The following is a 24,885-nucleotide window of genomic DNA, read 5'->3' on the forward strand; positions in this document are numbered from 1 at the left end:
AGCTTTCTTAGACGATAAATCGCGCAAAAATCTTACATATTAAACATGCAAAAAACACCAACAACTAAGCGCTGTTGATGTTCATATCATTAGGGCGTGTTATGCCGGTATTTGTATGCCTGAATCTCGCATGCGCGCAATTTTATAACGCAAGGTACGAGGGCTAATACCCAGTCGTTCTGCGACATCTTTTCGACTACCTTGGCAGGCTTGTAAAGTATCAAGAATAATTTGGTGCTCTTGTAACTTTAATTCATTACCTAACTTATCTTCACTGATGGTTTCTGATGGGGTTTCAATCAATACCGGTGTATCAAAATTTTCAATGAGTAAATCACTTGAATCAATTTTTTGCTCACTATGTAAAATTAAGGCTCGTTGTACAACATTGTCGAGTTCTCGCACATTACCAGGCCAATGATAGGCAAGTAATTTACTACGCGCAGCCGAGGTGAAATCAGGGATCGCATCACCATTTTTTTGACATAAACGTTCAACTAAATGTTTAGCAAGCGGAATGATATCGTCTCTTCGATCAGCTAGCGCTAACCAAGTTAATGGAAATACATTTAATCGATAATATAAATCTTCACGAAAAACACCTGCTTTAACCGCTTCTTTTAAATCGCGATTACTGGTAGCGATCACACGCACATCTAAATTGATGGTTTTTCTACCCGCTAAGCGTTCAACTTCGCGCTCTTGCAGTACTCGAAGAATTTTAGCTTGTAGGGCTAAATCCATTTCGGTTATTTCATCCAGTAAAATCGTACCACCTTGGGCTTGTTCAAATTTACCAGGGCACGCTTGTACTGCGCCTGTAAACGCCCCTTTCTCATAACCAAATAAGGTAGCTTCTAGCATATTCTCTGGAATTGCAGCACAATTTATCGCGACAAAAGGTTGCTCATGTCTGGCTGAATTATAATGAACATATTGAGCAAGTACTTCCTTACCTGAGCCACTAGGACCAAGCACCATAACGGAAGCGTCCGTAGTCGCCACTTTTTTAGCTAAAGTTAATAATTCAATGCTTTTTTTATCAGCAACCACAGGTTCAAAAACATCTTGCGTTTGCAGTGGCACATATTGATTGACCATATTTAGCAACACTTCAGGCGCAAAAGGTTTTGCCATGTAGTTACTTGCACCATCTTTAATTGCTTGAACCGCATCATCGATAGTGCCATACGCTGTCATGATCAGCATTGGCATTTTAGGGTATGCAGATTTTATGCTCTTAAGTAAAGATAAACCTGACATTCCGCCCATTTGCACGTCACTAACGACTAGATCAACTGATTGATTCTTCAGTAATAACAATGCGGTTTCACCTGAGTCTGCTTCCACACATTGATAGCCCGCTAAATGTAGTGTATCAACTAATGCTTCGCGCAAACCTTCGTCATCTTCTACCACTAATATTTTACTCTGAGTCATGCGCATTCTCCTGTGGTAAGTTAAATTCACTTTCAGTACTTGCACTGGTTTCCGACAAGTTTTTATTGACTAATAAAGGTAACTTAAGACAAAAATGTGCACCTTCATTAGGTTTACTTAATAAATGAACCGTACCTTGGTGAGCTTGAGCAACCGATTTCACCACGGCTAAGCCTAAACCTGTGCCTTGTACCCTTGAGGTATAAAAAGGCTCAAAAATTTTATCCGCCAATTCGGCACTAATACCCTTGCCATTATCTTTCACACTGATGTAAGCATACTGGTCGTGGCAATAAGACGATATTTGCACTTCTGCATTCGTTTTAATGACTTCTAAGCTATTGTGGATAAGGTTTTGAATCGCACCGGTTAAGGCACTTTTATTACCTAGAATATGACAATCATCAGGGCAAGGTTGAAAAGTAATGTTCGCCTGAGCTTTTTCAATCAAAGCTTCTAATCCTGAAGTAGAATCACTGACTAACTCGTTAATGGATAACGGCTCTACAACTTGTTGTTGACCGCTTTTGGCAAAGAGCAACATATCATTGACTTGTTGCTCTAAGTCTTGCAAACGTGACATAAGCTTATCTTGAAAATTATCACGGTCTTGGTCTTGTAATTTTTTGTTCTTAAGGTTAGCGCCATATAACATTGCTGCCGATAATGGCGTACGAATTTGATGCGCTAATTTAGACACCATTTGTCCTAACGAAGATAAACGTTGTAATTGACTTAACTTATCTTGTAGTAAACGAGTTTCCGTTAAATCAGTGATCATGATCAATTGACCCGGCTGATCTTCTAAAGCAGAAATTTCTAACTTGACACGTCTTCCGTCATTTAATGACACTTCATGCCAATCATCAGCACGTGGTTTAAAAGAACGACGAATAACGTCGAACCACGGGTAACCTAAAATAGGTTCATTTAATAATTTACTGGCAATTTTATTGATTTTAACCACAACGCCATCGCCATCAAGCATGATCATACCGGTAGGCATTGCATCAATAATTTTCTCTAATTGGCTAGACTGTTTTCTAAGATGAGGTAATTCACCTTTATAAGATTCTTTTTGTAAACCTGAAGTAGCGTGCAGGTGCGACTGTTCAATAAACGGAAAGACCGTTTGATGATGCGAACTGCTAGTACCACTGTTTGTAGTTTGATTTGAATAGGCAACGACCATAATGCTTCACTCGGTTTACTAATATCAACCTGATAAAGCAGCTTTCGTGCCACCTAATAATAATCAATTATTTCAATGCGTTATGTGGATATTCTTGAGGGTCAAGAATTTGGCTTTGAGAATTCACTGGCTTGTGCAGCCAGTGAAATTTGAAATTAAATGTCTGTTTTTTGTAACGCATATTTACGCATTTTTTCTACTAAAGTAGTTCTGCGCATGCCTAATAATTCTGCCGAACGTGCCACTACCCAGTCATTTTTATCTAGTGCTTGGGTGATTAATGACACTTCTAAATCCGCTAAGTACTCTTTTAAGTTTAAGCCTTCATTTGGTAAAACATCTACCGTATTACCACGACTTTCTTCGTCATTAAAATCATCCGTGAAGCTATTTTCATCGTCTTCGTCATAATCAAAGCCAGCAAAAAGCTCATTAATCGCTTCTTTTTCTTGCAACTCTTCTGGGTACTCCGGCGTATATTCTTCTACATCAATATGACGATATTTATTGGGTAGTTCACTGACATTCACCACTTGCTCTGCGTACATAATGATCATACGTTCGATTAAATTTGATAGCTCTCGGACATTACCAGACCAGGCGTGCTCTTGCAGCGAAGCTATTGCTTGCTCAGTGAAACGAACGGTTTGACCTTGGTCATGTTCAAAACGCGTAATTAACTCTTTCAGTAATAACGGAATATCTTCTTTGCGATCGCGAAGTGCAGGCGTTTCTATTGGAAAAACATTTAAACGATAATACAAGTCTTCTCTAAATCCACCTTCTTTGATCATTTGTTCAAGGTTTTGATGAGTTGCAGCAATAACCCGAACATCGGCTTTGATACTCTTAGCGCCGCCCACTCTTTCAAAAGTACGCTCTTGCAAAACACGCAATAATTTTACTTGCATCGGCTGCGGCATATCACCTATTTCATCAAGAAATAATGTGCCACCCTCTGCCAGTTCAAAACGGCCTTTTCTGGTAGAAATGGCGCCAGTAAATGCCCCTTTTTCATGGCCAAATAATTCACTTTCTAATAAATCAGGTGGAATAGCACCACAGTTTACGGGCACAAATGGCGCTTTATTGCGATTTGAAAGGTTATGAATATTACGCGCAACAACCTCTTTTCCTGTACCTGACTCACCTAAAATTAACACATTGGCATGAGTTTCCGCGACCTGCTCGATTAAAAATCGTACTTGTTGCATTGGCTCACTTGAACCCACTAATGAGCGAAATAACGGGCTATTACCTGAGTTTTTACCGTGTTTATGAGGCAGTTTATTATGGTATTGATGGCAATGGTGAACCATTTCAGTGAGCTGTGCATAATTTAATGGGGTTGTTAATTCACCAATAATATTTACACAACCTTTAACGTCGCCTTGATCAATAACATCATGAGTAATAAATGGGCAAGTTGGGTTATTTTTTACAAAATCAGCTAGTGTACTCGCAGCCGCTCCACAAAGAATAACCATTAACGTATTACTTTGCTGCTGATAAATATCAACAACTTCATCTTCTGCGCAAGTTTTATAATGCTCGCCAACAAAAGATAACACCGTTGCTATTTGCTGACGTCTCGCGACATCATTATCAACGACAATAATATGTTTTTGTCCATGCATAATGCTTTGATAACCAATTAGTTTTAACTTAATACTTAGATTGTAACGAGCCATTTAAATTTATCAACAAACTTTTGACGCTTTTCCTTTTTAAAGTCATTAAATTGACTTATCGCTCTTTACAATGACAAGGGTATTAATAATGTTTGAGACTACCATCACTTAACCATTATTTTATTTACTCGTGCAAGCTTTTAAATAATTGGTTCGAATTATGCTTTAAAGCTCTTTATATACACATGCATGACAATTAATTGTCATGCTTAGATCAGATATAAAGCGAGTTCGATATGTTTGTAATGACAGGTTATGCAAAATGTACCCTTGAAAATCATGAAAAATTTGAAAAAGGTAATAGGCACAATATCGGCCTTTTTACGCTTGACAATGATCACCAAAACAACATCAGTCAAATAAAACAATTTATTCAAAATTTAGGCTGGGACTCAGTAGAGTTTTTTCTCACAGAAGAAATTAAAGATAGCACAAGCATTAAACACGAAGTTGTGAAACAAGGAATGGCAAGAGCATATAAAAATGGTCAGTCATTAATTGTCGATGATACACCTATACATTTACACTAAGTTTCACTGAATAATGGATAGTTGAATACCAATATTCATGTTAATTAAACATTAAGCTTAACAATAATATACAGTTAGCTAAAAAACGGTTGTCTCTATTTAAAGATAAGCACATAATTTACTTAATACTATGTGGCTAACACTTCATACACTTGATAATGTAATTTAAAAAGTGATGCTTAACTAGATAACCAATCGTTTCATGAAAATGAATGAGGTAATAATGACCAAATCAATGTTCGATAATAAAAGTATTTTAATCACAGGTGGCACTGGCTCATTTGGGAAAAAATACGTAGAAACGTTACTGAAAAGTCATAACCCTAAAAAAATTATCATTTATTCAAGAGATGAACTTAAACAATTTGAAATGCAACAAGTGTTTAACCATCCTTGTATGCGTTATTTTATTGGCGATGTTAGAGACAAAGAACGATTAATTAGAGCCATGCGAGGTGTCGACTTTGTTATTCATGCCGCAGCAATGAAACAAGTTCCTGCTGCAGAATACAATCCGATGGAATGTGTTAAAACCAATATTAATGGCGCAGAGAACGTCATTGATGCAGCTTTAGATAATAATGTTGAAAAAGTCATTGCCTTATCAACCGATAAAGCAGCTAATCCCATCAATTTATATGGCGCTACTAAATTAGCCTCAGATAAAATTTTCATTGCTGCTAATAATATTGCAGGTGGGCATAAAACCTCATTTGCCGTGGTTCGTTACGGTAATGTTGTAGGATCTCGTGGCTCTGTAGTACCTTTCTTCCAAAAAATGATAGATGAAGGTTCGGATCATTTACCTATCACACATTGTGATATGACTCGGTTTTGGATCACCCTACAGCAAGGTGTTGATTTTGTTTTAAAGAACTTTTATCGCATGTACGGCGGTGAAATATTTGTCCCGAAAATCCCTTCAATTAAAATTACTGACTTAGCGACAGCTATGGCGCCAAACTTGGAACAAAAAATTGTCGGGATCCGTCCAGGAGAGAAATTGCATGAGGTCATGTGTCCTGGCGAAATATGTTACAACACATACGAATTTTCAGATCATTTTGTTATTTCTCCGGCAATTCGTTTTTTTAGCCGAGAAAATGACTTCTCTAGCAATGCATTAAATGAGTCCGGTAAACTTGTTCCTGAAGGTTATGAATATGACTCGCTGAGCAACCCAGATTATCTAACCGTTGAAGAAATTGCCCAATTTAATCAACAGGCTTGTTTATGATCCCCTATGGTAAGCAAAATATTTCTCAAGAAGATATCAATGCGGTTATAGAAGTATTGCAATCAGACTGGTTGACACAAGGCCCCAAAATTCCTGCTTTTGAACAAGCAGTTGCAAGTTACTGTAACAGCAATAATGCTGTAGCCGTTAGCAGTGCTACAGCTGCATTACATATTGCTTGTTTAGCCCTAAATGTTGGCAAAGGAGATATTGTTTGGACCACACCAATTACTTTTGTTGCATCTGCAAATTGTGCGCTTTATTGTCAAGCCACTATCGATTTTGTCGATATTGATAAAGATAGTGGCATCATGTCAATTGAAGCCTTAACCGTAAAACTAGAAGAAGCGGCACTAAATAATAGGTTACCTAAAGTCGTGATCCCTGTTCATTTAGCAGGTCAATCATGTGATATGCAAGCCATTAAAGCGCTCTCAGTTCAGTATAAATTTCGAATTATTGAAGATGCTTCTCACGCTATCGGTGGCCAATATAAGAATAACCCCATAGGTAGTTGTCAATTCAGTGATATTGCTGTTTTTAGTTTTCATCCTGTAAAAATAATGACAAGTGCAGAAGGTGGAATGGCCTTAACAAATGATGCTGAGTTAGCTGAAAAGATGCAATTACTAAGAAGCCATGGCATTACTTCTGATCAAAATAAAATGACAGAACACAGTCATGGTCCTTGGTATTATCAACAAATTGATCTTGGCTTTAATTATAGAATGACTGATATACAAGCGGCATTAGGGCTTAGCCAATTAGAAAAAGTTGATGAATTTGTCAAAAAACGTAATCAACTAGCACAACAATATGATCTTGCCTTTGAACAGACAAATATCACCCCGTTAAAACAGAATAGTCAGTGTTACTCTGCGTACCATTTATATGTAATTCAACTACATGAACAAAACAGTGCTAAACATAAAACATTTATCGAACAACTAAGAGCCAATAAAATATTTACGCAAGTACATTATATTCCTGTCCATTTTCAGCCTTACTATCAAGAATTAGGTTTTAAATTAGGTGATTTTCCAGCAGCTGAAACATATTATCAACGTGCACTTTCTTTACCTTTGTATCCAGGTTTAACAGAGAGTGAACAACAATATGTAATTGATAAGGTAAAATCATTACTATGAGGCTTGCTCTAGGGACAGTTCAATTTGGTCTTGACTATGGTATCAACAACATAGAGGGAAAAACGTCGACCAAAGAATGTCACAATATATTATCTTTAGCTAAAAAGTCAGGCATTTCTACCCTTGATACATCTTGTAGTTATGGCAATGCTGAATCGGTCATAGGTAATTATCCTAAGGTAGCCGATCAGTTTCAAATTATCACTAAAACACCGGCTTTTGCAGAAGCAACTATTACCTCACAACACATCCGTTTATTGTCGGCATCCCTAGCACGTTCCGCTGCTTTGCTTAATTCTCCAATACTTGATGGTGTACTTGTCCATCAATGTGATGACTTATTTAAACCCGGTGGTGAAACAATATATCAAGCACTTCAACATCAAAAGGCGTTAGGTAAAATAAAGAAAATTGGTGTGTCTGTGTACCATAAAAAGCAAATTGAACAAGTAATCAATCATTTTGATATCGATATTATTCAACTCCCTATTAATATTTTCGACCAACGATTATTACACAATGGTACTTTAATTAAATTAGCAGAACGAAATATTGAAGTACATGCCCGTTCAGTTTTCTTACAAGGACTGTTTTTTACTGAACCTGAAACTTTACCTGACTTTTTTAATTCAGCAAAAAAGCCGTTATTCGCATTAAAAAAACATGCTGAACAACAAGGAACTTCTATCGCTGAATTAGCTTTAGGATTTATTAAAAGTATCCCGCAAATAAAAGAAGTCGTTTGTGGTGTAAACACACAATTACAACTTCAAGAGCTTATTAAAGCATTTAACACTAAGGTAGAGCTGAGCAATATCAGTAAATTTTCACTCGCTGATGAAAGTATTTTATCACCGGTAAATTGGCCATAACATAGGACGAAAAAAATGGATAATCAAACAAACAAAAAGTTTATTTATGGCGCGTCTTACTTAGGTATTGCTTTAGCTGAATTATTTGATGAACAACATATCGAATATGAATTTATCGATGCTTACGCACCAAGAGATAGAGTCTTAGGTAAGTACATGTTTCGCCCTGAAGAAATAACGGCTAAAGATAAAACTGAGGCAACGATATATATTGCCGTTTTATTACCTCCTTTAGCACCTGATGTTGACGAAGTACTTTATAAAGAGTTATCAAATATGGGGTTTGCAAATTTAATCCCCCCTTTTGAAGTTATGGCTATATTTCCAGAGGCACTAAAAAAGGTTGCTTCAGACGGGTTACTATGGCGTAAACCTGATGATGAAGATTACATAAATCAGCAAGCCTTTGAAACTGTCATTCAATATTTTGATGATGATAGAAGTAAAAACTTATTAGAAAATATCTATAATTTCAGAAAAAACTGTGATGTTAAAAATTACATAAAAACAGATTTTGGTGAAGAGTATTTCCCTGAAAATATAAATTTGTCCGCAGGGTTCAAAGCGCTTCATGTATTGGATTGTGGCGCATTCGATGGTGACACTATTACACAATTTTTCAATAAGTTAGGTAATAGCATAATCTCATATAAAGCATTTGAGCCTGAGTTAGAAAATTATAATCAACTCGTAAAAGTTGCGACCAATGTTAAGAAAAACTATGCGAAAGCAAGCATTAACTGTTTTCCAATGGGGGTGGGTAATACAAATAAAGTTATTCGCTTTTCTTCAGGAGATGGCGCCGCTTCACATATAAGTGATGAGGGTGATTGTGAAATATTTATTGTCAAACTTGACGATAGCTTTGCTTGTTCTGAAGTCAACTTGATCAAAATAGATGTTGAAGGAGCTGATTTAGACGTAATAAACGGCGCCAGTAATATAATCAAGCAGCAAAAACCTAATATCGCCGTATCATGCTATCATCACCCGGCACATATCTGGCAAATTCCTCAAGCTTTAAAAGCATTAAATCCAAATTATCAAATGTACCTTAGACAGCATGGACACCATGGCTTTGAATTAACCCTATACTGTATTGATAAAAGTCGTATAAATAACACATAATTTTAACCCTATAACTTAACAGGTAATACTATGTTTCTTAGAATTACACCTTGGATTGCTGACGCTTCAATTCACTTTTTAAATAATTTATTTAAGTGGTATCCCGATTTAATTAAGCAAAAACTATCTGTTTTAGAATGGGGTGGCGGAAACTCAACGATATATTTCTTACAAAAAAAATGCCAAGTATTAACGATTGAAAGTGATGATGCTTTTATTAGTGATTTATGTTTATTAGCAGAAAAATCAGGATTTTCTGTAAAAGTAACAAACAATATAAAGCAAGCAATGGCTGCCTATGAACACTTTGATCTGACAATATTAAAAGCACAAGATTACAGTGAAATTGGCGATATTATCTTTGAATTCAAGGCTTGGTCAATTGTTGTTAACGACGGTATATCACGAAAACAAGTAATAGAAGCTATTAGCGCAAAAGCAACTCAAGCCATCGTTGTTCTAGATAATGGAGAATATTGCGCCAACTGGGGACGTTTAGCTCGAAGTAGCGGTAAAACTGAAACGGTAAGAGCATTCAGAAAGTTTATTAGAAATCCTAGCTGGCAAAAGGTGTTATTTGAACAAAGTGAAGGACGTTGCGGTCATGGCAGTGCCGATCATACCGGTTGGGAAAGCCCTAATCGCCAAATAACCGGAATACATTGGCAGCAAGATCACCTTTTATCAACGTTAATGGTTACCCAGATAGGTCTACCTTTAGTCAATTTGGCTGGTGAAGATGACGAAGACTTAAATTCGGTTGAAGAACGCTGTCCCTTTGATTGGGAAGAAAACAAATGGGCAATTGAAGAATACCCAGAAACTTTAGATTTAAAACTAACACGTCGATTTGATTAATTACTATTTAATTGGGCTTAACAGGAGAGTCGAAATATTCGAAAACATTAAACTTTTTTATATTTCTACCGATATAAACCTAAGGTATCTGTGTAAAAGAGTAATAAAAGAATGTTTAAACGAACGACGACTCTTGCTCAAGACAATAAATTAGCAAAGCTATTTGAGATTAAAAATACAGTTAAAACATTAATAACTCCTGCAGATTTGAAGCAGGAGTTTTCTCTTCCTCTTCAAACACAGCGCTTTATCAAACAAAGTCGTAAAGATATTATAGACATCACTAAAGGAGAAGATGATCGACTTTTAGTGATTGTCGGACCTTGTTCAATTCATGATCCTATTGCTGCACTTGAATATGCCAAAAAACTACAAGTGCTTCAAAAAGAGTATCAACATGAGTTATTAATGGTAATGCGGGTCTTTTTAGAAAAACCTAGGACAACTATCGGCTGGAAAGGATTAATAAACAACCCCAGTCTAGATGACACATTTAATGTTAATCAAGGCCTTAAAATATCTCGAAAACTTTTAATCGATATTAATCAACTTGGCCTACCTGTAGCAACTGAATTTCTCAGTACTTTATTTCCAGCATATACGCAAGACCTGATTAGCTGGGCAGCAATAGGGGCAAGAACAACTGAAAGTCAAGTGCATAGAGAACTTGCCTCTTCTGTAGACTTTACTGTTGGCTTTAAAAATAACACTGATGGTAATGTGCAAGTGGCGATTGATGCTATGGTAAGTGCTAAACATAGCCATGTTTTATTAGTTCCAGATCAAAATGGCCAGCTATCAACGTGTCAAAGTTTAGGAAACCCAAATAGCCATTTAATACTACGTGGCGGAATAGAGCCAAATTACCGGGATAACGATATAAGTCAAAGTGTTAAAAAACTTAACTATGCTAAAGCCCATACAAAATTAATGGTTGATTGTAGCCATAGTAATAGCCAAAAAGATCACCTTAACCAAAGTTTAGTTGCTGATCATATTTCACAACGTATCGCAGATGGCGCAGTTGACGTATTCGGTGTAATGCTAGAAAGTTTTTTAGTCGAAGGGAGACAAAACTTACAAGATGTTGAAAATCTTACTTATGGCCAAAGTATAACGGATGCTTGTATAAATCTTAAACAAAGCCAAGAAATTTTCTCAACTTTGGCAAATGCCGTTATCAAACGCCGATCGAACAATAAAAGTTATCTGGTAAGTTAACCATAAATACTGGGTGAAATTAGTCATAATTATCAATATACTCAACAGATATTCAGCAAATAAAATTGTATATAAGTAGGTGATAAATTAACGTTTGTATCATTCCCGCTCGAGGCGGTAGTAAAAGAATTCCAAGAAAAAATATTAAAGATTTTTGTGGAAAACCAATCATTGCTTATTCGATTGAAGCTGCTTTAACATCACAATGTTTCGACCAAGTAATCGTTTCAACTGATGATGCTGAAATAGCCCAAATCGCTAGAGAATATGGTGCTTTAACTCCATTTATCAGACCTGATGAGCTTTCTGATGACCACTGCGGTACGTTGGAAGTGATCAATCATGCCATTAACTGGTTGAAAACAGCAGGTACACCCGCTAAATATGTTTGTACGCTTTATGGTACATCCCCTTTTGTTAAAGCGTCATCTTTAAAACAAGCTTTTAAGGTATTAACTTCACAAACAGAAAAAATATACTGCTTTGGAGTATGTGAATACCCTGTCCCGATACAGCAAGCATTTAGTATTTCACACTCTCAAACTATCGAAATGTTTGATCCTGACTCCTTTGGCATTCGTACACAAGACTTAACCCCCGCATTCTTTGATGCTGGCCAGTTTTACTGGGGCACAGCGGAAGGTTTTTTATCAGAAAAGTGTATGTTTTCTGAAGCAGCAATCCCGTATGTTCTCCCTAAGTATGAAGTTCATGATATTGATAACAATGACGATTGGGTTCTTGCTGAAGCTATGTTTAATGCGCTAAAAAATTTGGCCGATTAATCATGACTGCAACTTCTTCAACCATATTAATTAGAACCAATGCTGGGAGCTATACCGGAATTGGTCATTTAGTGCGTTGCTTACAACTTGCTGAACAACTATTAGCACGAAATGCAGAGGTTATTTTTGTCCTCGATTTTATTGAACCTAAGATAGAAGCTTTTTTAGCAAACTCAAAGGTTGAATCACTATACAATGAAATTCAATCAGAAATTTCATCAGAACAAGACGCAAGCCTTTTTATTCATTTACTCAATAAGTACCAAGCAACTCATGTCATTGTTGATGATTATCGACTTGCTAAAGACTGGGAGACCCTGGTAAAAGCACAAAGTAAACATGACATAGTGTTGCTTGCCATTGACGACATTTTAAGGGAGCACAAGTGTGATCTCTTAATTGATATGAAATGGCGAGGCAATAATACCGATAATGCTTATGATCAGTTAGTTCCCAAAAAAGCAGTAAAACTGCTAGGTCCAGCCTATGTTCTATTAAATGAACAATATCAAATGAAGTTACCAAACAACACTCGCCCGATTAACAAGCAGGACAAAGCATTTGCTATTAACCAGCATGAAACTTCATGTTTTACCGTGATGTTTGGTTTAGGTGGAGGCGGTGATATATCGCAGTGCCAACAATTAATCGATAATGTTTTAGCTAATTCCAATCTGTTGAATTTCAATATTAAAATTCTTGTAATCCTTGGGCCGTTAGCGATCAATTCTGATTCATTTATTGAAACATATAATGATATCGAAAACGTAAAATTAATTATAGGTGAAACAAATTTATTCCCTTACCTACAACAAACTCACTTATATATAGGTGCTGCTGGTGGCATATTATATCAACTGCTCGCATTAAATATTCCTGCGTTAACATTTGCTATCGCAGAAAATCAAGACTCAGAAAGACAACAACTAGAACAACTAGGTCATTATTTTCATTTAGATAAAATTTCTGACATTTCACCTGATATTTTAATTCAATTTATCAATAGTATTGCAAATTCCTATCCGCGAATTTTGCACTTATTACAAAATGCCGACGTAAAAATAGACGGAATGGGCACGAATAGAGTTGCTCAAGCACTGCTAACTTATGACAAAGCAGCAGCTAACAACCTTGAACTCATGGCGCCAGCCATTAATCATGATTTACTGTCAAAGCAAAATATCGAGATACAACAAGACACTTTTTCACCTGAAATGGTTAGTGATTTCATCAGCTTGCCAGAGAATTATCAACTAAGGCCTGTCAATGATAGTGATATTAATCATTATTTAACCAGTAGAAATCTGCCAAGTAATTGTCAAAACATGATAAAAGCAGAGCCAATTCCTTTACTATCACATTATTCTTGGTGGTTTAATGCTAAACGGGAATCTTATTTACTCTCACATAACGGCAAACCAATATTGTATATTTGGCATGAAATTAAAAATGTCCAAAATAAAAATTACTTAATTGGTGGTTGGTTTGTATGTGAACGAGAATTAGGCTTTCAAGAAGCCCTACTTGCGCTGAATTGGCAATTAGCACTTTGCAATGAATACTATCCTGATACACCATGGCTTGCTGTAATACATAGAGAAAATAAATTTGTACGGCTACTCAATAAATACCTAGGGTTTACTGATGTTGGTACAGAGCATGCATATCATTTAGCAATAAAAACACTTTTTAAAGACGCCGATTCACAAGATTTTTATTATGTGACTTATATCAATGAACAGGATAACAAAAGCAAGTGAACTTGTTATGAATTAAGATGATTAGCATAAGTAGTCACTAAAACAAAAAAGCAAATCCTTTACGTTCAGATAATAAATTGGCCGTTAGATATAAAATAAGAGAACAATATGATCACAGCTTCACAAACTAAAAAACCACTGCGACTTGGTTTTATTGGTGGTTCCACTCAGTCCGCCGTAGGCCACGCTCATTGGGTTGCTAGTCAATTAGATGAAAGGTGGAAAGTCGTATCTGGATGTTTTAGTCGCAACAAAGACATTAGTGTGAAAACCGGTAAAGCTTGGCATTTAAATGATGATAAAGTTTATTCTGACTGGCAACAGTATATTTCTGAAGAAAAAAACAACTTAGACGCTGTTGTCGTATTAACACCAACCCCCCATCATCAAAAGGTCGTTTGTGCGCTATTAGAACAAGATATCGCTGTCATATGCGAAAAAGCAATGGCCGCCAATATCGAGCAATCTAAATTAATAAAACAAGCGCTTGATAAATCAAAAGGATTTCTCGCCGTCACTTTTAATTATAGTGGTTATCCAATGGTTAGAGATTTAAAACGTCATATTGCAGCAGGAAAATTAGGTAAGCTAAAGCAAATACAAATAGAAATGCCTTCAGACGGTTTTATACAAGCAGAAGATAAAATGTCACCTCAGGCATGGCGATTAGAAGATGGGGAAATACCAACTCTATTGTTAGATTTAGCTGTACATGTACATCATTTAACAGGCTTTATTACTGATCTAAAACCAGAAAGCATCAACGCAGACTTCCATCATTTTTCTATTTTTGACGGTATCGTAGATGATGCTTATATGTGGGTAAACTATGAGCAAGACTTTCGGGCTGCTATGTGGGTAAGTAAAACGGCTTTAGGTCATCGTAATGGTTTAAAATTACGTGTATTTGGTGATCAAGGCAGCGCAGAATGGTATCAAGAAGAGCCAGAGCGTTTACATATTTTTAATAAAGACTCAAGCCGTGTTACGTATGACAGAGGCAATTGCCTTCATCAAAACGAAGTCAGAGACAGATTTAAACCGGGTCACCCTTCTGGTTTTATCGAAGCATTTGCCAATTTATACAATGATATTGCCGATGCTTTCGAGCAATACACACAACAGGGTAGTTATGAATCACCATACGTGTATGGTTGGTCACATGCCCATGAGGGCTTAGCCCTTTTCCAAGCAGCGAATGTATCTAATCAAGAAAAGCGATGGATAGAATTAACTCAATTTGAACAGAATAATTAAAAATTAACATTATGAAAAATATAAATATAGGTCCATTATCAATAGGCAAAGATCAACCAACTTATGTCATTGCTGAACTTTCAGGTAACCATGGCGGAGAAATATCAAAAGCCATTGAGATGATACATGCGGCTCACAAAGCTGGAGCTGATGCAATAAAAATACAAGTTTATCGCCCTGATACGATAACGTTAAATAGTGACAAGGCAGATTTTGCCATTGCTAAAGATAATGCTTGGGCTGACTATAAAAACTTATACAACCTTTATGAGTACGCTCATACGCCTTGGCAATGGTTACCCGAATTATTTAAGCACGCTGAAGAATTAGGCATTGAACTATTTGGTTCAGTGTTTGATGAAAGCTCAGTTGATGAACTTGAACTTTATCCAGTGAAAGCCTATAAAATAGCCTCTCCTGAAATTGTCGACCTTGCACTTTTAGAAAAAGTCGCTAAAACAGGCAAGCCCGTTATAGTATCAACAGGTTTAGCAAATATTGGCGATGTTTTTACCGCAGTAAGTCATTTAAAAGCTCACGGCTGTGATGAAGTTATTTTATTAAAATGTACCACCGCTTATCCAACGCCCCCTGAAGAAGTTAACTTAAAAACCATTGCAAATCTTGAAGAAACGTTCAGTTGTCATGCCGGTTTATCTGACCACACTATGGGCATTGGTGTTTCTATTGCGGCTGTTGCCTTAGGTGCAAAAGTGATAGAGAAACATATCAAATTAGCGGATGAAGCCGAAACTGTAGACAGCTTCTTTTCATTAACCATTGAAGAGTTTCAACAAATGATTGTTGAAATACGTCGAGCAGAAAAAGCGATTGGTAAAGTTGATTATGATTTAACGCCTGCTGCAAAATTAAATAAAAATGGCAGACGATCACTTTATGTTAGCGCAACCATTAAGAAAGGCGAAAAATTTACCAATGAAAATATCAAATCTGTTCGCCCTGGTTTTGGTTTATCGACGAAATATAAAGAGATTGTTTTAGGAAGAGAAGCAAGTAAAGATCTTGAGCTTGGTGATCGCCTTTCATGGGAAGTAATAAAGTGACCTCAACATTAACGAATAAAGTTCAGCAATTTATTATTGAATACATTGAAGATAATACCGCACTAGATAATGTAACGGTAAATGAAGCAAGTAATTTCGTGAATGAGCAATTACTGGATTCTTTTGCAACATTAAGCATGATTATGACCTTGGAAAGTGAGTTTTCAATCAAACTGTCTACTGCTGAGTTAACTGATGAGAAAATGAGAGTTGTCGGCTTTTTAGCCGAAAGTGTTGCTCGAAAGATTTCAGCTTAGAGAAACGTTCATTAATAACTCAACGTCTAGTTACAGAGAACTCTCGTAAAATTCTCTGTAACTAAATGAAATCGTATTAGATAAACTTTCACGAGTAACCCAATTCATTATAGGTAATTGACTATGTCCGTGGTCTTTCAAGCATTTAAAGAATCCGCTTTGCGCTTCAGTGATAAAACGGCGATCATCTCAGGCGACAATACAACGAGTTATCAAACATTACTTGAATTGTCTGAATTATGGTCTGATAAATTATCTCACCTCGCAGCCCCCAATTTAGCTAAAGTAGCTTTTTTAGCGGAAGAAGCGTTAAATACAGCTGCGCTTTCACTAGCCGTAGCAAAAATCTCTGCAACTTGTATCCCGACAAACCCGCAGTTAACAGCAACACAACTTATAGACGGTTGGCATGCCACTGACGTTAATATCGTGCTTTTTGAGCCTGAATTTTCAAATAAGATTAAACAGTGTCAAACATTAACGAGTAACCAAAATATTGAATTTATTGGTATTGATGACTTGTCTACACTAGAGATAAAAAATGCTGATAGTAGTAAAAAGCCACTAACACAGTTTTCAAATATCAAAACAGCGAATGATAATTTCATTATTACCTTGTCATCAGGGTCAACAGGTTTGCCAAAACCTATCGCTATTTCTCAGCAATGCAAATTATTACGAGCTCAGCAAAGTTGGCAGCTTTATAACATAACCAGCGAAGACAGTATTTTGTGTGCTTCACCATTTTTTCATTCTTTAGGACAAAGGCTCTTTTTTGTCCCTTTATTATTAGGTGCGACTTTAGTTCAGTTAAAACAATTTACTCCTCAAGCGTGGATAGCAGCAGTCGAACGCTTTAAAGTAAGTAAAGTAATCAGTGTTTCTTCGCATTTATATGCGCTTAAAGATGAGCTGCTTTCAAACGCAACTCAGTTAAGCTCATTAAAAACGATTGTCACGTCTTCCGCCCCCATCGATAATCATTTTAAAGAACAGCTTTTTCAATCGATTGGCTGTGACTTTCATGAAATGTATGGTGCAACGGAAGTGGCAACAGCCACAAATTTGTTTCCTGAATATTCACAGCAAAAACATACAACCGTTGGTTCTCCTTGCCCAAACGTCAGTATAAAAATTCTTTCAGACGATAAAACAGAATTGCCCGCAGATCATATTGGAGAAATAGCAGTAAAATCACCTTTAGTATTTAATGAATATTATCAAAAGGATGAATTAACAAAAGCTGCTTTCTCTCAAGATTACTTCCTTACAGGAGATCTAGGTAAAATTGGATCTGATGGCTTTTTAAGTTATGTCGGGCGGAAAAAAGATATTATTATTTCTGGTGGTATTAATATTTATCCCAAAGATATTGAAACAGCTTTAACTCAACACTCTAGCCTTAAAGAGTTAGCCGTTATAGGTGTTGATGATGAATTTCTAGGCGAAGTTATTCTAGCGATTTGTGTTCTTGAAGATGAAAATAGAAGCCAAAACGAGACAATAGAGGCCAGTGAAAAGTTAAAACAAATTGAACGTGAATTACGTCGCTTAGCCAATAAAAACCTTGCTCCTTTTCAGCGACCCTTAAAATATTATTTCAATAAGTCACTACCATTAACCGCATCAGGCAAAATATCTAAACTTGAATTAAGAGCGCACTATAATAAATTAGGAGAAGACTGGTCCGCTCCATTAAGAGCAATGTTGTATAGGTAATCGAATAAACACTATTAGCTTTTTAAAACCAATAGCAACAATTTAAAATTTATGTGAATCATAAAAGCCAAAAAGCCTTATGATTCACTGTTTCAAAACCTAATTGAATTTTCTAAACACAGGTTTAACAATATCACCTTCAACATATCCGGCTATGTTATTTTCTTTTCGTGCTTTATCGATCACACAAAAAGCTTCAGTAATTCTTTCCATTGATTGATCAATCACTTGGGCATTATGAGCAAAGCTAGGAACGATATAAGGCATTAAAATACCTCTTTTGATCGTTTCTTGTAAAAATAGAGTCCTGGTTACCATGCAAGGTTTTCCAGTCGCATCAACTAGAGCAAATGCTGGCTTGCAATCGTAGCCTCCCACATTAACTAAATCACTGATCCCTGCGTCCTTAGCTGCTTTAGTCAAACCTGCTTTAATTAATCCACCAATGTTCCAAATGTGTTCAATTATATTATGCTCTCTTATGGTATTAATCGTTTTTATTGCAGCAGCAATTGAGTGAGTTTCGCCACCATGCGTCGTTGAAAGTAAAAATACGCGTTCTTGTTCACCTTCAATTCCCCCTAATTGCATAATATCTTTACGACCAGCTAAGGCACTAACTGAAAAACCATTTGCCATAGCTTTACCAAAAGCAGCTAAGTGTGGTGTAACACCGCAATATTCTTGGCCACCACCTAAAGAAAAGCGAAAGCCCGAAACGACTTCGTCAAAAATTAACAAGGCATTATTTTTTTCACATAAATCTTTTACTGCTTGTAAAAATCCTGCTTTAGGTTCAATGAATGAAATAGGCTCAAAAATTACACACGCTATTTCACCTGGATATTGCGAAAACAAAGCTTTTAAGCTGTCGATATTATTATATTCAAATTGCAAAGTCAGATCTTTGACAGCTTTAGGAACACCACGATCTACTACGGTAGAGCCAATAAACCAGTCATGTACCGCATTAAAAGCATCAGCTGAACACCTAACGACTCTTTCTTTGCCCGTATATGCCCGTGCAAGCTTTATTGAAGCTGTCGTCACATCCGAGCCATGTTTTGCCAACTTAACCATTTCTGCACAAGGGATAATATCGCAAAGTAATTCTGCTAACTCCCCTTCAATGACAGAAGGTCTGACAAAGTTAACACCTTTTAATAACTCTGCTCTTACAGAATCAAGCACTGGCTCATAAGCATGACCTAAGACAACCGTGCCCAAAGACAGAGCAAAGTCAGTAAACTTATTATCTTCTGCATCCCATATATAACACCCTTCACCGCGCGTAATAACATCAGGTGCGTTCGATGAAAATTGATCATCACCTTTACTATAGGTGTGCGCTCCACCGGGAATATAGCGTTTAGCGCGTTGACCGTAGTGTTTATTATCATTGACTGTCAAGGGATGCTCCAAATATTTACTGTATAATGAATCACTTACTGAATTTAATCTAGCAAATCCCATACCATTAAAAGACCAATTTTTTCTGGCGCTTCTATTAATATTTTTTCTTTCTCATAAAAGCCTATTTTTTCATATACGTTAACTGCAGCAATATTCGCACTATCTACACCCAACACTACTTGTTTAATATCGAATTTTTCTTTAAAAAATTGCGCGCTTGCTGATATAGCTTCAGCAGCAACCCCTTTTCCTCGCCATTGCTCATCGCCAATTAAAATACCCATATCAACCTTATCTTGCGTATCATAAGCAAACTCATATCGAATATTGCCAATATGCTGATTCGAGTTATGAGGAAAAATACCGAAAAGAAAAGTCTGCTTATTCGCTTGGTTTTCTTCAATATATTGAGTTAATTCAAGAAGGCTATTGGGGACATTCGCAATGTATTTTTTTATCGCTGATTGTTTGAACCAATCTAAATAGCCTTGATTGGCATCTTCGAGCGTTAATTCACGAATATAAAAGCGCTCAGTAGAAATAGATAAAGTCATATAAATACTTTCCCATAGCCATATTAATTAATAATAGATTAACAAATTACAATTGCTGAGTTAAAGTATTTAACTTAAATATTAACATAAACAAATCTTTAGCTATTCAATACAGGTGATTTTTGCAAAACTTTAATCAAATAGGTACAAAAATGTATCAATGGGCAACTGATCTCTTTCCTATTTGTCGAAGTTTAACAGGACAAGGGGTTAGAGATACATTAACTTACCTGCAAAAAGAAATTCCTGAACTAACCATTGAATCAATCAAATCAGGTGAACAAGTATTCGATTGGCAGGTACCACTTGAATGGAATATAAAACAAGCGTTTATAGAAAATGAGTTAGGCGAACGTGTCATTGATTTTGCACATTCAAATCTTCACGTTATGGGTTATTCCGAGCCAATCGATAAAATAATGGACCTCGAAGAGTTAAATTCTCATCTTTATTCTTTGCCTAAACAACCTGATGCTATTCCATATATCACGTCTTATTATCAGCGTCGTTGGGGATTTTGTTTAACTGAAAATCAAAGAAAATCACTTTCACCGGGAAAGTATCGGGTAAAAATAGAGAGTAGTCTTGAGGCTGGAGTATTAAATTACGGGCAGTTACTCATTAAAGGTAAATCTAAAAAAGAAATCCTTTTATCAACTTATATATGCCACCCTTCTCTAGCAAATAATGAACTTTCAGGTCCTGTAGTTACAACTGCGTTAGCGCAATGGTTAGCAAGTTTGGCGGATACTCAATACAGCTATAGAATAATCTTTGTTCCAGAAACAATCGGCGCAATTACCTATTTAAGTCGTCACTTAGAGCATATGAAAACAAATACAATAGCGGGTTTTGTTGTGACTTGTGTTGGTGACAATAATGATTATTCTTTTGTGCCTTCTCGTAGTGAAAACAGTTTGGCGGATAAAGTAGCACTTCATGCTCTAAACAATTCAGTTAAAAGCTTTCAACATTATACCTTTTTACAAAGAGGTAGTGACGAACGACAGTATTGTGCTCCAGGTGTTGATTTGCCGGTATGCTCTGTAATGCGAACTAAATATGGAGAGTACCCTGAGTACCATACGTCTCTTGATAATCTCGATGTTATTTCACCTGAAGGACTTCAAGGTGGCTTTAATATTTTACAGCAATGTTTAATTCTTTTGGAAAATAATCATAGATATCAAGTAACCGTGTTTTGTGAACCTCAATTAGGTAAGCGAGGTCTGTATCCAACATTAAGTAGTATGACTGAAGATTATACCGATGTGATAACCATGATGGATTTTATCGCGTATTGTGATGGCAAGCATGACCTGATTGATATAGCCAATAAAATTAATTGTTATGCGATTAATTTAGTGTCTTTAGCAAAACGATTATCAGATGAAGGTTTACTAAAAAAAATTTGATTAACTAGGAAACCGTGAATATCTATCACAACACAGGTGTAGCAACCTCTTTGCCATTTTCAACATGATAATAGTTTTGAGGTGGATGTTCTAATAAAGCAAATGGATTTGACTCCAATAAGTTTTTAATTTCAATAAATAAATCATTTAACTTAACAGCATAAACATCACCTGAGCCTAATGACTTTTTATTCATTTTATTCGTACTAAGTAAGCGCTTTTCAAGTAATGTATAATTTTCACGATATTCATTATTAAAAGGAAAACAAAAATGATAGTAATCACCCGAAACACATTCTCCGTTTGTTAAAACTAAATCACCATGAAATGATTTTAAGAATCGATATTTAACACCTAACATCGCTTCGCATTGAACCACAATAGTAGCAACCCCAATATGAGTTCCTTGCAACAACAACATAGCATTATTTTCAATAAGTCGAGCCATAGTGCTATTAGAAGAAAAACTATTAAATTCTACAACATCAGGTTGACATATTGCTTTAGCTTTCGGGCCTTTGCCACAATAAGAAAACATAGGATGGGCGGATCTTATCATACCTGCTTGACTTCTAAACCATTCAGGCCAAACACCAATACTTGTTGATTGACTTCGTAAATCAACCTCTCGACAACTAGGGAAGCTATAGTCAAAGGCAGGCATAAATATATTGCCTCGTTCACCCATGACATTTGTAAGTGCTTGATAAAAATTGGCAGGTAAAGCTGAAACAGGTTCATTATTTATAATCCCAGTTTTCAATAATGAAGAATGAACCACAACATATTCTTCATTAGCTAAACCTAGAGATTGGTATAATGCCTCAATATCCTTTTTTTCTATTCGCTTCATAGGAAATCAACATTTCCATTTGCTTGTTTAACTTCTTCATAGATTGCATCAATTCTTTCACTAAATGCTTTATCTGACCAAGGCTTGCCAGATAAAATCATCCATTCATATTTGGCGATGAAACGCTTTTTACCCTCATCATCTAAATCATCAATAAAGTCAGACATTTTATTTTTTAATCGAGATACCAATTCTTTTAGGCACATAAAAATAAAGACCACTTCAGGATCAGATAATAATGATTGTAAGTTAACCGTTAACTCATCCTTTACTTTTTTTGCTTGTTCTCGTACTAATGTGCATTTATGATTATTATCAGGATCCCGATAAAATAAATCCATTAAAGCAGAATACTCAAACCCTTCAATCATGCCATATGCATCAACCAGTGGGAAATAAGGGTAAATACGACAAATAAGTGGTCTTGCGTTGTGTGGGTTACATAACCCGCTACAACTACATGAAAGAATGTAAATTGAAAATGATTTACCATTACTTAAAGTAAATGTTCTTTTTTTAGCGGGTTCGGTAATATTTTCGATACCACCAATTGATTTATAATACTCGTATTCTGTTGCCAATAGGGGAAGCGCTACTCCATTTTTATCGAGAATATTAAAATGTTCTCCGTAAAAATTTTTACAACAATAACCACCACAGGTTTTCCAACATTCGGGAGCATTCACAAATTCAGAATTGTATACTTCTTCCCAATTAACTGGTGGCATTAACTTCTCCTGCAATTAATAAACATAAACCTGATATAGAAGTAAACGTTGTAGGATCAACATCTTCAAAATCCAGATCTAAACCAAACTTTGTTTCTAATTCCATCAGCATAGATATAAAGTCTAGAGAATCTAAAATCCCGTGTTCTATTAAATTAATATTCACATCTAATTCATTGGCTTTTATCTCGCCAATTTTATTGGAGATTTTTTCCAAAATGAATTGATAATAAGCTTCTTCTTTAAAACTCATAACTACTCCAATGTTGCTCTGAGGGCATTGCTATCTATTTTACCATTTAAATTTAATGGCATATTTTCTAGTAAAATTATTTTTCTAGGTTGCATATAATGAGGTAAGCGTTTATTCAAAAACTCGACGAGTTCTTCGCTAAATTTTTCCTTTTTATTAGTTTGAATAAAAAGGTAAATTGCCTTATTAAAACTATTTATATCTCTTGGCCAAACAATTGCTTTGATTAGATTATTTTTAGCATAGTTTTTTGCAAGTATTTCAATTTCTTGAAGTTCAACTCTGTAACCTTGAATTTTAACTTGTTCATCTAACCGGCCTTTATAAATATAATAGCCTCCCTCATGCCAAGCTACTTTATCCCCACTATGATACCAAGTAATGATATTTTCATCTTGACTCGATACTTGTTCAAAATTCTCTTTCATTTCTGGGGTAGACTCTAAATAACCAGCAGTAACTTGAGTACCAGATATTAACAATTCTTCGTTGTCTGAAAGACTAAAAGACATATGAGGAAATGCTTTACCTATTGGGATGATTTCTTCTTCGCTGTAATCATCAGGTATTTTAAAATATGCACAGGCAATGGTTGCTTCTGTAGGCCCATAAAAGTTAACCACCTTACTATTACAGGCAGATTTTTGCCATGCTATGGCCATATTGGTTGGTAACGCTTCACCACAAAATAAACTTAATTTCAAAGAAGGATACATATTTTCTTTAAGCATCCCAAATTTTTGCATAATAGCTCCTGTTGAGGGAACGCTAAACCATGCTGTTAACCGGTGCTTCTTGATAAACGCACCTGGTGAAAATAATGCACTCTCAGGTAAAACAAATAAGCAAGCACCACTTAACCAAGTGACAAATAAATCATGAACACTTAAATCAAACGTTAAATCAAACGTTTGACTAGTTCTATCACCAATAGATAACCCACAAAATGGGATTACAAAATCAAGATATGAGATTAAATTATCTTCAGATATAGGTACGCCTTTAGGTTTACCTGTAGAGCCGGAAGTAAACATAATATAGCAAATACTATTCGTTAAACTTTGCCATTTATTAAAACATTTCAACTCTTCTTGAGATTTTTGATAAAGCGCGGCCTCTGCAATTAAAACAATCTCAATATCAGGTAATAACATTTTGATATCATTAGCAATATTTTGATATTTTTCGCTAACGACTAAGGTATTAATCTTAGCAGTATTTATCATACTCACTAGACGTTCAATAGGCGCTTTAATATTCAAAGGCACATAGGTTTTTGCGGTAAGTATACAAGCAATAATAGTGGTGTATGCTACTAATTCACGGTGCGCTAAAATAGCAACTCGATTAGATTTTACGTCAGAATTATCTAATAATTGAGCGACATAATGACTCATATTGTTCAATTGAGCGTAGCTTAATGTTTGTTTATTAACATACAAAGCATCGCAATTTGCAAATTTACACAAAGCACCATTAAGTTTACTTTTTAATGTTTGCAATCTACCAC

Annotated in this window: 23 protein-coding genes; 14 read left to right on the plus strand and 9 right to left on the minus strand. The window is 35.8% G+C overall.

Going from position 1 to position 24,885, the window contains the following annotated elements; all coding sequences use genetic code 11:
- Positions 1 to 99 precede the first annotated feature (99 nt).
- From Q4493_RS01150 to Q4493_RS01160, 3 genes are all read right to left on the minus strand, one after another.
- The gene (locus Q4493_RS01150; protein ID WP_303448747.1) at positions 100 to 1,440 is read right to left on the minus strand and encodes a sigma-54 dependent transcriptional regulator; all 1,341 of its coding nucleotides are present in this window, start codon (positions 1,438 to 1,440) and stop codon (positions 100 to 102) included.
- Complete coding sequence (locus tag Q4493_RS01155) at positions 1,427 to 2,632, minus strand: PAS domain-containing sensor histidine kinase (RefSeq protein ID WP_303448749.1); 1,206 nt, start codon at positions 2,630 to 2,632, stop codon at positions 1,427 to 1,429. Before Q4493_RS01155 ends, Q4493_RS01150 begins: the two co-directional genes overlap by 14 nt.
- A 155-nt stretch (positions 2,633 to 2,787) precedes the next feature.
- The gene (locus Q4493_RS01160; RefSeq protein WP_303449086.1) at positions 2,788 to 4,269 is read right to left on the minus strand and encodes a sigma-54 dependent transcriptional regulator; all 1,482 of its coding nucleotides are present in this window, start codon (positions 4,267 to 4,269) and stop codon (positions 2,788 to 2,790) included.
- A gap of 290 nt (positions 4,270 to 4,559) precedes the next feature.
- Here Q4493_RS01160 and Q4493_RS01165 point away from each other — a divergent pair, with 290 nt between their 5' ends.
- From Q4493_RS01165 to Q4493_RS01225, 13 genes are all read left to right on the plus strand, one after another.
- On the plus strand, positions 4,560 to 4,853 hold the full coding sequence (locus Q4493_RS01165; RefSeq protein ID WP_303448750.1) for a hypothetical protein: 294 nt from the start codon (positions 4,560 to 4,562) through the stop codon (positions 4,851 to 4,853).
- 235 nt (positions 4,854 to 5,088) lie between these two features.
- Positions 5,089 to 6,090, plus strand: coding sequence for a UDP-N-acetylglucosamine 4,6-dehydratase (inverting) (gene pseB, locus Q4493_RS01170; RefSeq protein WP_303449088.1), 1,002 nt, complete (start codon positions 5,089 to 5,091; stop codon positions 6,088 to 6,090).
- On the plus strand, positions 6,087 to 7,238 hold the full coding sequence (gene pseC / locus Q4493_RS01175) for a UDP-4-amino-4,6-dideoxy-N-acetyl-beta-L-altrosamine transaminase (RefSeq protein ID WP_303448751.1): 1,152 nt from the start codon (positions 6,087 to 6,089) through the stop codon (positions 7,236 to 7,238). The genes pseB and pseC overlap by 4 nt, the downstream gene beginning before the upstream one ends.
- Positions 7,235 to 8,110, plus strand: coding sequence for an aldo/keto reductase (locus Q4493_RS01180; protein ID WP_303448753.1), 876 nt, complete (start codon positions 7,235 to 7,237; stop codon positions 8,108 to 8,110). The genes pseC and Q4493_RS01180 overlap by 4 nt, the downstream gene beginning before the upstream one ends.
- Positions 8,111 to 8,125: 15 nt before the next feature.
- Complete coding sequence (locus Q4493_RS01185; RefSeq protein WP_303448755.1) at positions 8,126 to 9,238, plus strand: FkbM family methyltransferase; 1,113 nt, start codon at positions 8,126 to 8,128, stop codon at positions 9,236 to 9,238.
- Between the two features lie 30 nt (positions 9,239 to 9,268).
- Complete coding sequence (locus tag Q4493_RS01190) at positions 9,269 to 10,096, plus strand: hypothetical protein (protein ID WP_303448757.1); 828 nt, start codon at positions 9,269 to 9,271, stop codon at positions 10,094 to 10,096.
- 111 nt (positions 10,097 to 10,207) lie between these two features.
- Entirely contained in the window at positions 10,208 to 11,317 is a 1,110-nt protein-coding gene (locus Q4493_RS01195) for a 3-deoxy-7-phosphoheptulonate synthase (RefSeq protein WP_303448759.1), read from the plus strand.
- A 101-nt stretch (positions 11,318 to 11,418) separates the two neighbouring features.
- Entirely contained in the window at positions 11,419 to 12,102 is a 684-nt protein-coding gene (gene pseF / locus Q4493_RS01200) for a pseudaminic acid cytidylyltransferase (RefSeq protein WP_368506775.1), read from the plus strand.
- A 2-nt stretch (positions 12,103 to 12,104) separates the two neighbouring features.
- Entirely contained in the window at positions 12,105 to 13,862 is a 1,758-nt protein-coding gene (gene pseG / locus Q4493_RS01205) for a UDP-2,4-diacetamido-2,4,6-trideoxy-beta-L-altropyranose hydrolase (RefSeq protein ID WP_303448761.1), read from the plus strand.
- Positions 13,863 to 13,970: 108 nt separating this feature from the next.
- On the plus strand, positions 13,971 to 15,119 hold the full coding sequence (locus Q4493_RS01210) for a Gfo/Idh/MocA family protein (RefSeq protein WP_303448762.1): 1,149 nt from the start codon (positions 13,971 to 13,973) through the stop codon (positions 15,117 to 15,119).
- An 11-nt stretch (positions 15,120 to 15,130) separates the two neighbouring features.
- A complete protein-coding gene (gene pseI, locus Q4493_RS01215) occupies positions 15,131 to 16,183 on the plus strand; it encodes a pseudaminic acid synthase (protein WP_303448764.1) in 1,053 nt (350 codons plus the stop codon).
- Complete coding sequence (locus tag Q4493_RS01220) at positions 16,165 to 16,440, plus strand: acyl carrier protein (protein WP_303448766.1); 276 nt, start codon at positions 16,165 to 16,167, stop codon at positions 16,438 to 16,440. Before pseI ends, Q4493_RS01220 begins: the two co-directional genes overlap by 19 nt.
- A 123-nt stretch (positions 16,441 to 16,563) precedes the next feature.
- A complete protein-coding gene (locus Q4493_RS01225; protein ID WP_303448767.1) occupies positions 16,564 to 18,159 on the plus strand; it encodes a class I adenylate-forming enzyme family protein in 1,596 nt (531 codons plus the stop codon).
- A gap of 99 nt (positions 18,160 to 18,258) precedes the next feature.
- Here Q4493_RS01225 and Q4493_RS01230 read toward each other — a convergent pair whose 3' ends face one another.
- Both Q4493_RS01230 and Q4493_RS01235 read right to left on the minus strand, forming a co-directional pair.
- Positions 18,259 to 19,569: a glutamate-1-semialdehyde 2,1-aminomutase gene (locus Q4493_RS01230; protein ID WP_303448769.1), complete on the minus strand. Its 1,311-nt coding sequence runs from the start codon at positions 19,567 to 19,569 to the stop codon at positions 18,259 to 18,261.
- 44 nt (positions 19,570 to 19,613) lie between these two features.
- On the minus strand, positions 19,614 to 20,126 hold the full coding sequence (locus Q4493_RS01235) for a GNAT family N-acetyltransferase (RefSeq protein ID WP_303448771.1): 513 nt from the start codon (positions 20,124 to 20,126) through the stop codon (positions 19,614 to 19,616).
- Positions 20,127 to 20,278: 152 nt separating this feature from the next.
- Here Q4493_RS01235 and Q4493_RS01240 point away from each other — a divergent pair, with 152 nt between their 5' ends.
- Positions 20,279 to 21,541, plus strand: a complete 1,263-nt coding sequence (locus tag Q4493_RS01240) for a DUF4910 domain-containing protein (RefSeq protein ID WP_303448773.1) — start codon at positions 20,279 to 20,281, stop codon at positions 21,539 to 21,541.
- A 25-nt stretch (positions 21,542 to 21,566) separates the two neighbouring features.
- On the opposite strand, the gene Q4493_RS01245 is transcribed toward Q4493_RS01240, so the two are convergent.
- Genes Q4493_RS01245 through Q4493_RS01260 form a run of 4 tightly spaced genes read right to left on the minus strand, consistent with a single transcriptional unit; the run spans position 21,567 to position 24,877 of the window.
- Positions 21,567 to 22,394 (minus strand): AAC(3) family N-acetyltransferase, encoded by an 828-nt coding sequence (locus Q4493_RS01245; RefSeq protein WP_303448774.1) that lies wholly within the window; start codon positions 22,392 to 22,394, stop codon positions 21,567 to 21,569.
- A complete protein-coding gene (locus Q4493_RS01250; protein ID WP_303448776.1) occupies positions 22,391 to 23,122 on the minus strand; it encodes a hypothetical protein in 732 nt (243 codons plus the stop codon). The genes Q4493_RS01245 and Q4493_RS01250 overlap by 4 nt, the downstream gene beginning before the upstream one ends.
- Complete coding sequence (locus Q4493_RS01255; protein ID WP_303448778.1) at positions 23,109 to 23,375, minus strand: acyl carrier protein; 267 nt, start codon at positions 23,373 to 23,375, stop codon at positions 23,109 to 23,111. Before Q4493_RS01255 ends, Q4493_RS01250 begins: the two co-directional genes overlap by 14 nt.
- 2 nt (positions 23,376 to 23,377) lie before the next feature.
- Positions 23,378 to 24,877: an AMP-binding protein gene (locus tag Q4493_RS01260; protein ID WP_303448780.1), complete on the minus strand. Its 1,500-nt coding sequence runs from the start codon at positions 24,875 to 24,877 to the stop codon at positions 23,378 to 23,380.
- Positions 24,878 to 24,885 lie beyond the last annotated feature (8 nt).

Source organism: Colwellia sp. 1_MG-2023 (assembly GCF_030546755.1).
GTDB lineage: Bacteria > Pseudomonadota > Gammaproteobacteria > Enterobacterales > Alteromonadaceae > Thalassotalea_H.